Annotated in this window: 14 protein-coding genes; 7 read left to right on the forward strand and 7 right to left on the reverse strand. The window is 67.9% G+C overall.

All coding sequences use genetic code 11. The features are described from left to right. Positions 1-334 (forward strand): hypothetical protein (locus ON34_RS12110; RefSeq protein ID WP_040778597.1); only part of this gene is annotated, 334 nt, incomplete at its 5' end. Positions 335-538: 204 nt separating this feature from the next. Here ON34_RS12110 and ON34_RS36005 read toward each other — a convergent pair. The 4 genes from ON34_RS36005 to ON34_RS12125 all read right to left on the reverse strand — a co-directional run bounded on the left by ON34_RS36005 (position 539) and on the right by ON34_RS12125 (position 5,125). Further along, complete coding sequence (locus ON34_RS36005; protein WP_157172278.1) at positions 539-877, reverse strand: hypothetical protein; 339 nt, start codon at positions 875-877, stop codon at positions 539-541. After that, on the reverse strand, positions 868-1,503 hold the full coding sequence (locus tag ON34_RS12115; protein WP_245547999.1) for an MspA family porin: 636 nt from the start codon (positions 1,501-1,503) through the stop codon (positions 868-870). The genes ON34_RS36005 and ON34_RS12115 overlap by 10 nt, the downstream gene beginning before the upstream one ends. A gap of 192 nt (positions 1,504-1,695) precedes the next feature. Next, the gene (locus tag ON34_RS12120) at positions 1,696-3,249 is read right to left on the reverse strand and encodes a serine hydrolase (protein WP_040778948.1); all 1,554 of its coding nucleotides are present in this window, start codon (positions 3,247-3,249) and stop codon (positions 1,696-1,698) included. A 154-nt stretch (positions 3,250-3,403) separates the two neighbouring features. Next, positions 3,404-5,125 (reverse strand): GMC oxidoreductase, encoded by a 1,722-nt coding sequence (locus ON34_RS12125; protein WP_040778603.1) that lies wholly within the window; start codon positions 5,123-5,125, stop codon positions 3,404-3,406. A gap of 177 nt (positions 5,126-5,302) precedes the next feature. Here ON34_RS12125 and ON34_RS12130 point away from each other — a divergent pair, with 177 nt between their 5' ends. Continuing rightward, positions 5,303-6,001, forward strand: a complete 699-nt coding sequence (locus ON34_RS12130) for a TetR/AcrR family transcriptional regulator (RefSeq protein WP_040778606.1) — start codon at positions 5,303-5,305, stop codon at positions 5,999-6,001. Positions 6,002-6,084: 83 nt separating this feature from the next. Next, the gene (locus ON34_RS12135; protein WP_083889347.1) at positions 6,085-7,098 is read left to right on the forward strand and encodes an NAD(P)H-dependent flavin oxidoreductase; all 1,014 of its coding nucleotides are present in this window, start codon (positions 6,085-6,087) and stop codon (positions 7,096-7,098) included. Positions 7,099-7,107: 9 nt separating this feature from the next. Here ON34_RS12135 and ON34_RS12140 read toward each other — a convergent pair whose 3' ends face one another. Next, positions 7,108-7,302, reverse strand: a complete 195-nt coding sequence (locus ON34_RS12140; protein ID WP_040778954.1) for a hypothetical protein — start codon at positions 7,300-7,302, stop codon at positions 7,108-7,110. A gap of 35 nt (positions 7,303-7,337) precedes the next feature. Beyond that, the gene (locus ON34_RS12145; RefSeq protein WP_040778609.1) at positions 7,338-8,657 is read right to left on the reverse strand and encodes a family 1 glycosylhydrolase; all 1,320 of its coding nucleotides are present in this window, start codon (positions 8,655-8,657) and stop codon (positions 7,338-7,340) included. A 472-nt stretch (positions 8,658-9,129) separates the two neighbouring features. Here ON34_RS12145 and ON34_RS12150 point away from each other — a divergent pair, with 472 nt between their 5' ends. Further along, positions 9,130-9,612, forward strand: a complete 483-nt coding sequence (locus ON34_RS12150) for a nitroreductase family deazaflavin-dependent oxidoreductase (protein ID WP_051022465.1) — start codon at positions 9,130-9,132, stop codon at positions 9,610-9,612. Here the strand turns inward: ON34_RS12150 and ON34_RS12155 are convergent. Then, positions 9,601-10,836: an MFS transporter gene (locus ON34_RS12155; protein ID WP_040778611.1), complete on the reverse strand. Its 1,236-nt coding sequence runs from the start codon at positions 10,834-10,836 to the stop codon at positions 9,601-9,603. The genes ON34_RS12150 and ON34_RS12155 overlap by 12 nt on opposite strands. Positions 10,837-11,113: 277 nt before the next feature. Between ON34_RS12155 and ON34_RS12160 the strand changes: the two genes are divergently transcribed. From ON34_RS12160 to ON34_RS12170, 3 genes are all read left to right on the forward strand, one after another. Next, a complete protein-coding gene (locus tag ON34_RS12160; RefSeq protein WP_245548000.1) occupies positions 11,114-12,103 on the forward strand; it encodes a LysR family transcriptional regulator in 990 nt (329 codons plus the stop codon). Next, on the forward strand, positions 12,100-12,762 hold the full coding sequence (gene lexA / locus ON34_RS12165; protein ID WP_040778614.1) for a transcriptional repressor LexA: 663 nt from the start codon (positions 12,100-12,102) through the stop codon (positions 12,760-12,762). The genes ON34_RS12160 and lexA overlap by 4 nt, the downstream gene beginning before the upstream one ends. A 68-nt stretch (positions 12,763-12,830) precedes the next feature. Further along, complete coding sequence (locus ON34_RS12170) at positions 12,831-13,739, forward strand: NAD-dependent protein deacetylase (protein WP_051022427.1); 909 nt, start codon at positions 12,831-12,833, stop codon at positions 13,737-13,739. The last annotated feature ends 62 nt before the right edge of the window (positions 13,740-13,801 follow it).

Raw genomic sequence — 13,801 nt, forward strand, 5'->3', positions numbered from 1 at the left:
GCTGCCGCAGATGTTCACCGAACTGCCCGAACCGTTCGCCTCCTTCGGCGCCGACCGGGTCACCAGGATCCTGGACGCGGCGGTGCACTCCGTGGCCCTGCGCAGCGCCTACCGGCCGTCGGCATACCAGGGCGATGTCGTGTACTTCACTGCCGCCTTGGACGACCCGACCGGTAGTGTCGGAGCCATACTCTGGGGTGAGGTCGTCGACGGCACGGTCCACAACCATGCCGTATCGACGACGCATTGGCAGATGACCACCGCCGCCGGACTCGCCCAGATCGCCGAAATCCTGACCACGATATGGCGAGAGAACCCGACCCGCCGAGGGTGAATTCCGGCCTGGTCGCGAACTCGCCCGGTCAGCCGTCGAATCGGCTGACCGGGCGATCACGCGCACCGCGCAGAAAACTGGCGCGCGGCAAGCTTCTCGGTTCGGCGGCGCACCCCTTTGTGGGGATGGGACAGCGGCGAGCTGCGCGGCCCCACGTTCCTGCCCGGCGGGCTGGGCGGAAGCCCGCCGCCACGGACCACCTGGTTACCGGGCAGGCACGATCGGAGTGGCCCCGCCCTGGCCCGGCGCGGGCGGAACCAGCGCACCGGCAGGCGTATTCGTGCTCGGCGTCGACCGTGCGGGCGGGGGAGCCAGCATCTGCAGTGGCAGCGGTGTCTGCGACATCGCGGGCCCGCCTCGCCCCTTCGGAGCATCGCCGCACGCGGCATCCGCTGCCCCGCTGCCTGCTTCGGCGCATGCTGACGGCGGACTGACCGGAACGATGGGTTCAGCGGAGGCCGTCGCCGCGGCGACGATCAGCGAAACCGTTGTTCCGGCCGGTGCGATCCAGCGCCGCCACCCCACCATCCGGATCACAGCCATATCGGGTCACCGTAGACCGCGACCGAATTGTCGGCTGTGGCGGTGGAGATGGACACGATCGCGAACGAGCGCAGGCTCACCGCGCCCGCGCACGCATCGATCTTGATCTGCACCTGGTCCACGGAGATCGAACCGTGCGGCCCCGCAAGGGTTTTCGTGCCGAACGTGATGGTGCTGATGGTGCCGGGTTTGATGGTCGTCGACATGTTCGGCAGGGCCAGCGCGCTGCCGCCGACCGCGAGACCGGGCGAGGGAGCGACGGTCACCATCGCGTTCGGGCCGATCGCCGCGGATATTCCGACGGTGAGTCCGTTGGACACATCGGCCTGGCAGCCGATCTGGTATCCCAGCTGCAACGTCCCGGAATTCACCGCCTCCCGGCCCACACCGCTGATATCGGCTGCCGCCGACAACGTGACGAACCCTTCGCGGGTGAATGGCGTCGCGGCCAGATTGGGTACGCGTTGAACGTCTTCCGCGGTCTTGCTGATCTGCAGTTCCCAGCCGTCCTCGGTGGTGATGACGCGAGATTTGTCCGCGACTTGATCAGCGGTCGCGGCGGGGGCGGTCATGCCGAACGCCGTGGTAGCGGCGATGCCGAGCATCGCGATGGTCGAGCCCTTCAACGAAATCCTTAGTGCTAGTAACAGTCAGACGCCATAGTACGGACTCGCGCTCGCGCTCCAGCGCCGAGCGTGCGCCCCATCGCTGGATAGTCGCTCATCGAGTGCCCAGTGTTCTCGTTCGCGCGGCTTCCCTCGGAAGATGTACGGACACAATGGGATTACGGCAAGTCGCGGTAGCGCCGCGGCTGATTCCTATTTGCGGATGAAGACGCCGAGCTGTTCGGTGTTGTAGTACTCGAGCGTGAGCTCGGCCCCGTCGAAGGTCGCCTGGGAGATGGTGCCCTGGTTGGCGTTCTCGCCAGGGGGAGTGAAGACGAAGGTGTCGCCGTTCCAATGTTTCAGCGGGAAAGTCATGTTCTTCGGACCCAAGGTGAGGGTCAGGGAATTAGCGGAGACACCGACCATCGCCGGTCCGTAATAGGCGTTGTCATAGGTGCCCGCGTAACTGGGCAGCGGTCGCGCTGGAACGGGATCGGAGGGCGGTTGTTTGCCGACCAGTGCGCCCGACGGCGCGCTGAGCGGTTGGAATGCCGTCCGGTACAGCGTGCGCCAGTCCTGTTGGATCTTCCCGAATTGGACCAGATCGGCGAACTCGGCGTTGAGCGTCTCGGGCACGCCGATCGGCGCCGCGTTGGTCAATGTCACGATGCCCACATCGGCGGAGGGGATCAGGGTGAACGCGGTGCCCGCACCCAGGCCGAACGCACCGGAATGACCGAGTACCACACGCCCCGCCGGGGAGTCGCTGACGTTGAAGCCGAACCCGTAGAACCCGGCGCGCGCGTCCGGCGTTTTCGGCGGCGCCGACACCACCTGCGGAGAGATGGCGGGCAGCAGATCCTCCGGTGGCACGAGCACCGAGCCGCCCGCGGACCCGTTCGCCAGCACCATCGCCATCCATTTGCCCAGGTCGGTGACGGACGAACTGACCCCGCCCGCCGGAGACTGCGCGTCGGGCTGGCGCGGCGGGTTCGCCACCGCGTACTTGCCGTCGACCAGGACGTGCCCCTCGGCGCGGTTGGCTCGGGCGATGAAGTCGGCGTAGCGCGAGCTGGTCGAATCCATACCGAGCGGGTCGTAGATGGTTTGCTCCGACAACGTCTCCCAGTCGGTGCCCGCGGCCGATGCCACGGCGACGGCGGCCGCGGTCAGACCGAAATTGGTGTACTCGTAGGAGTCCCGGAAGGCGCCCAATGGCAGCAGTCGCAGCCGGTCGATCACCTGCTGACGGTCGTAGCCGAGGTCTTCCAGCAGGTCGCCCGCGTGATCGGGGAGCCCGGAGCGGTGTGCGTACAGGTCCCCGATGGTGACGTGCTCGGTGACGTACGGATCGGCGAGCGCGAACGAGGGCAGCAGCCTGTGCACCGGGGTGTCCCACTCGAGGCCACCGGCTGCGATCCGGCGGGCGACGACCGTCGCGCCGATCGGCTTGGAAACCGACGCGAGCTGGAAGACCGTGTCCGCGTCCACCTTCTCTTCGGTAATGACGTTTCGGACACCGAAGCCCTTGCCGTAGACCACTTTTCCGCCGTGCACCACGGCGACCGCCATGCCGGGGACGCCGGAGGAGGTGAGCAGGCCTTCGGCGAGGTCGTCCAGTTCGGCCACCGCGTCGTCGAGCTGGCCGTCCGGGATCGGGACTCCCGCAATCTGATTGGGCATTGCCGAGCCGGACGGCGTGTCGCCAAGGGGAGAGTCGTCGCCGCATCCCGACACGGCGAGAATGACGGCGGTCGCCATCGCCATGGGACCGAGCAGTGCGCGCCGGAGTGTGCTCACGGGTCGCCTCCTGGCTTTCGTAGCGACAAAAGACCAGTTAAAGGCTAGTTGAGGTCAGATTGCTGCGCGGAAGGTTCGGGTATCTCGATCCGTCCGATCGTGCACACCGGTCGCCCCACTCCTACCCGGCCGCCGGTGTCTCCCGGATCTCGACGATCGGAAGCTTCAGCGCCGCGGGCGAACTCGCCGGAACCACCGGGTTGACCGGCGCGACCGGGGCGATCCGCCGATACCCAGCGCCCATCGGAGGCCGCGTGTCCACCTCGCCCTTGTTCGGCCAGTACGCCGCCGCCCGCTCGGCCTGTGCGGTGATGGTCAGCGAGGGGTTCACACCCAGGTTGGCCGAGACCGCCGCACCGTCCACGACGCTGAGCGTCGGGTAGCCGTACACGCGGTGGTAGCCATCGATCACCCCGTGCTCGGCGTCGGCGCCGATCACCGCGCCGCCGAGAAAGTGGGCCGTGAGCGGAATGTTGACGATCTCGCCCCAGCTGCCGCCGGGGATGCCGCCGATCTTCTCGGCGACCCGCCTGGTCACGTCGTTGCCGACGGGGATCCAGGTCGGATTGGGCTCGCCGTGCCCCTGCTTGCTGGTGAGTTTGCGCCCGAACAGTCCGCGCTTGGTGTAGGTGGTGATCGAGTTGTCCAGATGCTGCATGACCAGCGAGATGATGGTGCGCTCGCTCCAGTTCTTGGTGCTCAGGAAGCTGAGCAGGTCCATCGGATGCCGCAGCACCATGCCGAGGAAGCGTAGCCAGCGCGGGATGCGGCCGCCGCCGTCGACCATGAGGGTCTGCAGCAGCCCCATGGAGTTGGAGCCCTTGCCGTAACGGACCGGCTCGATGTGGGTGTCGGGGGTGGGGTGGATCGAGGAGGTGATCGCCACACCCTTGGTGAAGTCGACGCCAGGGGCGACCTTCTTGGTCGCCGCGCCGACGATCGACTCGGAGTTGGTGCGCGTCAGCACGCCGAGCCGGTCCGACAGGTTCGGCAACACCCCCTTGTCGCGCATCGCGAACAGCAGCTTCTGCGTGCCACGCGTTCCGGCGGCGAGTACCACATGCGCCGCGGTGTACGTTCGCGGGTTCTTGCGCACCCACGCGCCGGTGCGGACGGTGGACACGTCCCAGGTCCCGTCGGGATGCGGCCGGATCGCGGTGACCGTGGTCATCGGAATGACCTCGGCCCCGGCTTTTTCGGCGAGATACAGGTAGTTCTTGACGAGGGTGTTCTTCGCGCCGTACTTGCAGCCCACCATGCAGTCGCCGCATTCGACGCAGCCGGTGCGCTCAGGGCCGACGCCGCCGAAGTACGGGTCGGGGACGGTCTTGCCCGGCTCACCGAAGAACACGCCCACCGGCGTCTGGACGAACGTGTCGCCGACCCCCATGTCGTCGGCGACGGACTTGAAGACCTCGTCGGCGGGCGTCATATGCGGGTTGCGCACCACGCCGAGCATCTTCTGCGCCCGCTCGTAGTACGGCGTCAGCTCCTCGCGCCAGTCGGTGATGTCCCGCCACTGGGCATCCCGAAAGAACGGCTCCGGCGGCACGTACAGGGTGTTCGCGTAGTTCAACGATCCGCCGCCGACACCGGCGCCGCCGAGGATGAGGACGTTGCGCAGCGGATGGATGCGCTGGATGCCGTAGCAGCCCAGCGCGGGCGCCCAGAGGAACTTCTTCAGCTCCCAGCTGGTCTTGGGCAGCTCGTCGTCGGCGAAGCGCCGCCCCGCCTCCAGCACGCCGACTTTGTACCCCTTCTCCACCAGCCGAAGCGCGGTGACGCTGCCGCCGAACCCCGAACCGACGATCAGCACGTCGAAATCCGTCGTCCGCTGGTCCATGTGGAACTCCTCATCGTGTCGCCAGTGACAGGGGTAACACTACTCCCGGGTAAGTAACGGTTCGCAAGTCGCGTGGATCACTCCGCCGCCGCGCGGGGAGGGGGCGTCCACACCCAGCGATGCGAGCAATGCTCTCAATAGTTGACATCGCTCTCTCGGACGAGCATGGTCTGTGCTATGCCGACCACACCCCGCGCCCGCGCCAGGGCTCAGACCATGAACGACATCGTCCGGATCGGGCGTGAACACCTGGCGACCGACGGCGCCGCCGCGCTCTCCCTGCGTGCGGTGGCGCGCGACCTCGGGGTGGTCTCCTCGGCCGTCTACCGGTACGTCCGCAGTCGCGACGAACTGCTCACGCTGCTGGTGGTCGATGGTTACAACGCACTCGGCGACGCGGTGGACGCCGCGCTGGCCGACGCCGCGGAGGATCCGATCGACCGCCTGCGCATTCTCGGCCGCACCGTGCGCAGGTGGGCGCTGGCCGAACCGGCACGCTACGGATTGTTGTTCGGCACGCCGGTGCCCGGCTACGAGGCGCCCGCGGCGGAGACCGTCGCGCCGGGCACGCGGGTGATCGCCACCATGCAAACCCTGTTCGCCCGCGCCAACGCGGCGGGCAGGCTCGCGGCGCCGAGCCGAGAGCCGCGCGTGTCCGCTGCGCTGGCAGGCAGCTTCGCGCGGATCCGGGACGAGTTCCAGCTCGATTTGCCCGACTGGCTGGTCGTGCGCGGCGTGACGTTCTGGGTCGGCTTGTTCGGCGCGGTGAGCGCGGACGTCTTCGACATGTACGGTGCCGCGACCTTCGCTGACCGGGACGAATTGTTCGAACACCAACTCGACGCGCTGCTGGACATGCTCGGGTATCGCGTCTGACCCATCATGCGTGCGGGAGATCGCCGGGTGACCTATCCGGGACAACGAGGACCGAGTGCGATCTCGAACCCGACTATGTTGCGATGGAGCGCGTGAAGGATCACGACGAACGACTACCACCCGCGCCGGGACCGCGTGCCCCGCTTGCCTGGGCACACCGGATCGGCGCGCGAATACCGCTGGTCAACGCGCCGATGGGCGGTGTGGCCGGCGGACGGCTCGCCGCGGCGGTGACCGCCGCCGGCGGCCTCGGCATGATCGGGATGGGCAGCGCCGGATCAGTCCGTGCGCTGGAACGGGAACTGCCGCATGTCCACGGCATCGACGGCCCGTTCGGCATCGGCTTGGTCGACTGGGTGGTCGCCGCGGAGCCGGAATTACTGGAGGCCGCCATCGCGGCGCGGCCCGCGTTGATCTCGGTGAGTTTCGGCGCCGACCTCGACTGGGCAACCACGGTCACGGACGCGGGGATCGTCGCGGCGACGCAGGTGTACAGCGTGCAGGACGCGCGGCGTGCGCAGGACGCGGGCGTCGGCGTCCTGGTGGCCCGCGGCGTGGAAGGCGGCGGTCATGGCGCCGTGACCTCGACGTTGCTGCCACTTCTGGACGAAGTGCTGGACGTCGCGTCGGTTCCGGTGCTCGCGGCGGGCGGAATCGGCACGCCGTCGAGCGTGGCCGCCGTGCTGCGAGCGGGCGCGACGGGAGCATGGCTGGGCACCTGCCTCGCGGCATGCGAGGAATCGTTGCTGTCGGAGGCGGGGCGGCGAGCGCTGCTTGCCGCGCGTGGCGAGGACACCGTCCTGACCCGCGCCTACGACGTGGGAATGGAATTGCCCTGGCCTACACGCTTTCCCGCGCGAGTGCTGCGGACCGAGTTCACCGATCGGTGGACCGGTCGCGAGGACGAGCTCGCCGCGGATCGATCCGCCAGAGCGGCGCTGGCCGCCGCGATCGCCGCGGACGATCCGGCTGTGGCGCCGATCGACGCCGGGCAGGGCGTCGGTCTGGTCACCGCCGTGGAACCGGTCGCGCGAGTGCTCGAGCGGCTCTGGTCGGGCGCGACCGCGCACCTCGCGGACGCACCGGCCGAGGGTTAGCCGACGGCTTCAGTCCTCGCTGCTCGCGCGGTCGCCGAGGAAACGGATCAGGCCGGGATCGGCGGAGGTCAGCCGGTCGACTTCGGCGCCGCCGGTGCACGGGAAGAGTGCGACGGTGACCGCACCGGCGCGGCGGCCGACCACCCGCCAGACCCCACCGGCGTCGTGCCAGCGGCGCAGCACCGCGACGGGATCGTCGGACATCCTCTGCTTCCTCTCGGTGGTGCGATCAGGACGTGTCATCGCGGGACGGTGACGGGGTCGATACAGCTGGCGGGCACGTCGACCAGTGAGCAGTCCTTCGGCGCGCGGGTGGGTCGATAGTCGGGCGTGACGCCGCCGGACCGCGTGATGGCCGAATACGCCGCCACCGCGTCGGTGGGCTTGCGGGTCAACGTGGGATCGGTCAGCACGTCGACGGTGTAGAGACCGAAACGCGGTGTGTAGGAACCCCACTCGTAATTGTCGGTGAGGCTCCAATAGTTGTAACCGATCAGGTTCATGCCGTCCGCCTTGGCGCGCTGGAGCCAGTAGACGGTGTCGCGGAGTGAGTCGGCGCGGCCGTATCCATCCGCGCGCGGCATGCCGTTCTCCGTGGGCATGCCGTTCTCGACGATGTAGAGCGGCTTGCCGGGAAATTGGCGCGAATAGTGTTGCAGCGCATAGTAGATGCCTTCCGGCTGCAAGGGGTTCTTCCACAGCTCGGTGAAGTTCATCATGCCGGTGATGTTGTCGGGGGACAGGCCGTAGTAGTAATCGATGCCGATGTAATCGAGTTTGGCGCTGATCTTATCGACCAGCGGCTTGTTCACCGCGTCCTCGCCGCCGGGTATGTAGGCGACGTTGCTGGTCACCATCGCATTCGGCCGTGCGTGGTGGATATAGTCATAGATGTCGTTGTGCGCCTCGGCGATTCGGTCCTGCATGGCGGGCGCCGAGGTCGGCGCGATTCCGCCGTGACGCAGCTCGTTGACCAGATAGAACGTGGGCTCGTTGAACGTCACCCACAGCGGGTCGTACAAGGCGTAGCGGTCCACGACGGCACGCGCGTTGGTCAGCCAGTTCTCGACAATGCCCGGGTTGTCCCACCCGCCGCGGTCGACCGCCCACCCGGGATACACCCAGTGATCGATGGTGAGCATCGGGCGCATGCCCGCGGCCGTGATGGCGGCGACCACGTTGTCGTAGAACGTCAGCCCGTCCGGGTCCCACCTGCCGGGCTCGGGCTGGAGGCGGGCCCACTCGATGCCGACTCGATAGACCTTGACGCCCAAGTCGGCCGCCAGGGCGATATCCGACCGGTAGCGCGTGTAGAAGTCGATCGAATCCCGATACGGGTCAGCGGTTTTACCGGACGCGACGTAGCGGGACCAGTTGCTGTCGGGGGCGTGACCCTCCGATTGGTATCCCGACGCGGCGACGCCCCAGAGAAAATCCGGGCCCATCGGCGCTACCTGAGCCGGTGGCTCCGGCCGCGCGGAGGCATGGGTGGTGCTCCCGATGAGTGCCGCGGTGACTGCCGCGAGCACGGCCACGAGGCGGCGGCGATGTGATCGCATCGAACTCCTGTTCCGAGACGGGTGACGGGTGCTCGTGGACCTCCGGTGCGGGGACCGGGCGGGCGATACCACGGGGAACAGGGTAACTGGTCAATTGTCCGTTTTCGCCGAAGTGGGGGAGAGGAGTCGCACGGAGCGCCTCGACACTCGGGGTGGGCAGAGGCGCGATTTTGGGGCAAACGTGCTGCGAGCAATCGGGCCGGAACGGTACGCGCTGGGCAACAGGCTAGAACGATCATGTCGATACGTAGATATTAGCATCTAACTATATATCTCCATCCACCATGCACACCGACCCAGCAGGCTCACAACAAATAAAATCCGCAAAGAAGAGGAGGGCCAGGCATCGCGGAACGCGCTATCGCCGCGCGCGTCACGCAACGGAGAAGCGGGTTTGATGCTGTCTGTGAGATGCCCCTCGGTTGCGGCTCGTCGATGCACCCCGATACCAGGGCCGTGTGAGGATTTGAGCATGGTCTCGAATCCGTTGCCGCCGCTGGCCCGGTGGCTCGCCCAGCGGCGTTGGGTGATGCGCTGGGCCCCGGCCGTGCTCCGGGTGGAACGGCTGGTTCGCCGCGTCAGCGGCGGCCGGATGGGCGTGCTCGACCTTGCGGGGTTGCCGTCGATCGAAATCACCGTGGCGGGCCGCAAGACGGGGATCGCGCGCACCACCTCGCTGCTGTATGTCCCGCACGGCCGGGACTTCATTGTGCTCGGGTCGAATTGGGGTAGGCCGGAACATCCAGCGTGGTCGGCGAACCTGCGTGCCGCCGACACCGCTTCGGCCCGGTGCAAAGGGGAACGGTTCCTGGTCACGGTCCGTGAGATCACCGGCGTCGAGCGCAAACGGTTCTGGGATCTGGCGGTTGAGTTCTGGCCGGGCTATGCGATGGAGTACGAACTATCGGGCGGCCGCGTATTCCGTATCTTCGAGTTGCGTCGTCTATCCGCCTGAAGGACTGGCAGATCGAGCGGCCGCCGAGTGCTCGTTTCGAGGGAGTAGGAGCGGGGTCGCCAACAGGAGCAGACCGGCGATCGCGATCGCGGCGCGGAGACCGACGCTGTGGGCCAAGACGCCCCAGAGGATGGTCAGCGCCGCGATGGTGGCGTTGTTGGTGATCGACCACGCGGACAGTGTGCGGGTGACTCGGTCGGTCGGCGTCCGATGGAGCCGGTAGGTGGCGAACACCGGATTGAATACGCCCATACAGGTGACCAGACACAACTGGAGGGCCAGCACGAGGACGAGACCGCCTGCGCCCGGGCCGATGAGGGCCAACCCGATCGGCCAGCACACACGGAGGGTCCCGGCGATGTGCATGACTGTGTGCTGCCCGAACCGTGGGACGAGCCGACGGCTGAGTCGTGCCCCGGCGAGGCCGCCGACGCAGGGCGCTCCGAACGCGAGCCCGTACTGCCAGGTGGCGAACCCGAGGCGATCGATCATGAGGAGGGCGAGCAGCGGTGTGGTGGCGGTGATCAGTCCGTTGACGAGGAGCGTGTGGAAGAACATCGGGCGCAGGGCCGGATGGGTCAGGATGCAGCGCCATCCTTCGACCAGATCATCGACGCGTAGTACCTGGGCTCGTGCGGGAGGCTGTTCCGTTCCGCGGATCGCCCGAATCCCTATGGCGGACAGGAGGAAGCTGATCGCGTTGGCGATCACGGCCGTCACCGGACCGAACAGCCCGACCGCGGCTCCGCCGACCGGTGGTCCCAGCGCGGTGGCGGTCCACATCGTCGACTCGAAGCGCCCGTTCGCGACGAGCAGCTCCTCCGGCTGGACCAGCGCTTTCAGATAGGCGCCGCTGGCCGCCTTGAACGCGATGTCGGCCGCGGCCACCACGATCGACACGAGCAACAGCTGGAGGAAGGTCAGCCAGCCCAGTGCGTAGGTGACGGGGACGCTGAGCAAGGCCACGCACCGGGTGAGGTCCATCATGACCATGACCGGCCGCTTGCGGCGGAACTCCACCCAGGGGCCGAGCGGTGCGGCGACCACGGCTCCTACGGCGAGCCCCGCGGCGGCCAGCGCCGCCACCTGGGCCGGTCCGGCGTGCAGGACGAGAATCGCGATCAAGGTGAACGCGTCGAAGGCGAGCCAGGTGCCGAAGGTGCTGACGGCGTATGCGGCCCAGAGCCATCCGAACGGCTTACCCAACGACTTGCTTCTGGCCATGCTCCGAGGCCCCCTGGTTGTCTCGTTCGAACACCGATATCGACCCGCGAGATCAAAGCGGCCAGCGGACGGTCGGTCAAACAACCATCCGCAGGCGGATCACAACCATGCGTTGTTCGTCTAGGTGGGGCCTGCCGAATTGGCGGATGGGCCGTTGCCGCTGCCGGTTTGCCGCATTTCGGTTGTATTTTGAGTGCGCTGAGGTGGTGAACCGGTCAGCATCCTGGCCCGGGTGGGTGTAGGAGCCCACAGCTCATAGTTGTCGATGGAGCGGTTGATGGATCTCGATACGGCGGCGCTGCGCGCGTTCGTCGCGGTGGTGGAGGAAGAGCAGTTCGGGCACGCCGCCGCCGTGCTCGGTGTCAGTCAGCAGGCGGTGTCCAAACGCATCGCGAAGCTCGAATCCCAGCTGGGCGCAGTTCTTTTCGAGCGTGGGCACGGTAGCAGCGTGCCGACCGGCGCGGGCGCCCGATTGCTGCCGCACGCGCGGGCGCTGCTGGCTGGTGTCGACGCGGCGGTGCGCGCGGTGCGGGAGGAGACACGGCCGTTGCGGGTCGCGGTGCTCGGCAAGCGCACAGCCGCGACCGAGCTGATGGAGTTCTACCTTGCTCGTCATCCGCATTCCGACACCGAGGTCGTCATCTCGAACGTGATCACGACGTCGCGGGAGGCGCTGCGCGGCGGGCACGTGGACGCGGCATTGGCCCGCGCTCACGGTGGTCCCGTGCGGCTGCCTGCGGGCATCGTCGCCGCCCCCGCCTATCTGGAGCCTTTGTGTCTGCTCGTCGGCAAGGATCACCCTTTCGCGGCCCGCTCCACGATCGCGTTGCGGGAGATCGCCGGGCATTCGGTGTGGGTGCCGGGCGCGGCCGTGCCGTCGGAATGGGCGGACTTCTATCGAGACTTCAGCGCTTTCAGCGGGATTCCGATCGACACGACAGGCCGGTTGGCGGGTTTGGCGGAGATCGTCGAACGCGTCGCGGGCTCGTCGTCGCTGATGACCTTCACCGGAGACGGCGGACCGACGCCATGGCATCCGAACGTGCGGCGGCTGATGATCATGGATCCCACTCCGGCGTATCCGCTGGCACTGCTGTGGGAGGCGGACAACCGGCATCCGGGATTGCCGCACTTGATCGAACACGTGGCGGACAACTACAACCGGGACATCGCGGCCTCCTGCTGGGTTCCCGAACCGGATCGGGCGCTGTTCGCCGTGCCGGGCGACGCGGATCGTCGGTCCGTCCCTCTACCATTCCCCGGGTGACCGGATACGACCAGCTCGACGCGTTCGAGCATCTCGACACCTCGACGTTGCCGCCGCGACAGCAGCGGATTCTCGCCACGATTCGGGATTGGGTGGTCCGGTACGGGTATCCGCCGAGCACGCGGGAGATCGGCGACGCGGTGGGGCTGCGATCGGCGTCGTCGGTGTCCAAGCATCTGAAAAGCCTGGAGGAGCGCGGTTTTCTGCGCCGAAGCCGGTCGGTGTCGCGTCCGATTGATGTGCGGATGTTCGTGCCGGGCCCGGCGCGGCGGGAAGCGGCGGAGGATTCGGTGGCGGTGCCGGTGGTCGGCGATATCGCGGCGGGCGCGCCGATCCTGGCCGAGGAGCACACCGACGACGTGCTGACGTTGCCGCGCGAGCTCGTCGGGCGCGGCACGGTGTTCGGACTGCGGGTGCGCGGTGATTCGATGATCGACGCGGCCATCTGCGACGGCGATATCGTGGTGGTCCGCAAGCAGCAGGAGGCGCATTCCGGGGAGATCGTCGCGGCGATGATCGACGGGGAGGCGACGGTGAAGGTGTATCGGCGGCGCAATGGGCATGTGTACTTGGAGCCGCGCAACCCGGCCTACGACGTGATCGATGGCGACGAGGCGGTGGTGCTCGGGAAGGTCGTTTCGGTGATGCGGCGCGTCTGACCTCGCCGAACGGGCGGCCCGAGGTGCGCTGGGGCCTTCGGGGTGGCGGCCGCCGTACGCTGAACGGCATGTCGGAGTTCGCGCGGGCAGATTCCGGCGCCGGGATCGAGCGGCTGGTGGAGTTGCTCGACGGGCGCCGGGTGGTCGCGCTGACCGGTGCGGGGATCTCGACCGACAGCGGGATACCCGATTATCGCGGTCCGTCGTCGCCGCCGCGCAACCCGATGACCTACCAGCAGTTCGTCGGTGACGCGGCGTTCCGGCAGCGGTATTGGGCGCGCAACCACGTCGGGTGGCGGCGTATGGACGGTTCGCGTCCCAATCCCGGGCATCGGGCGCTGGCGCGGTTGGAGCGGATGGGTGTGGTCACCGGGCTGATCACGCAGAACGTGGACCTGTTGCACACCAAGGCGGGCCATCGGCGGGTGATCGACCTGCACGGTACCTATGCGCGGGTGCGCTGCCTGAGCTGCGCGGCGTTGGTCTCCAGGATGGCGCTGGCCGACCGGCTGGAGGCGGCCAATCCGGGCTTCGCCGAGGCGGCGTCCAACGGGCTCGAGGTGGCACCCGACGCCGACGCGGTGGTCACCGATACCGAGAGCTTCCGGATGGTGGACTGCGAACGCTGCGGCGGCATGCTCAAGCCCGACATCGTGTACTTCGGGGAGAACGTGCCGAAGGAGCGGGTCGCCGCGGCCTACGAGCTCGTCGACGCGGCGGACGCGCTGCTGGTCGCCGGGTCGTCGCTGACGGTGATGTCCGGGCTGCGCTTCGTCCGTCATGCGGTCAAGCGCGGGCGTCCGGTCGTCATCGTCAATCGCGGCCGCACCCGTGGCGATGAGCTGGCCGCGCTCAGGCTGGACGCGGGATGCTCGGACATCCTGCCCGCTCTCGCCGAGCGTCTCGGCGAAAAGCGCTTCCGGGCAACGGATCAGCGCGACGGGCTGGCCATGGATGAACCGGCCGAGCGCGTCTGATCGCTCTCTGTACCGCGCCAACCCGGATCGCTCGGCGATAGGTCCGGTCCTCCGGGAAAACC

It is taken from the genome of Nocardia pneumoniae NBRC 100136, from assembly GCF_000308755.1.
In the GTDB taxonomy this organism is placed as follows: domain Bacteria; phylum Actinomycetota; class Actinomycetes; order Mycobacteriales; family Mycobacteriaceae; genus Nocardia; species Nocardia pneumoniae.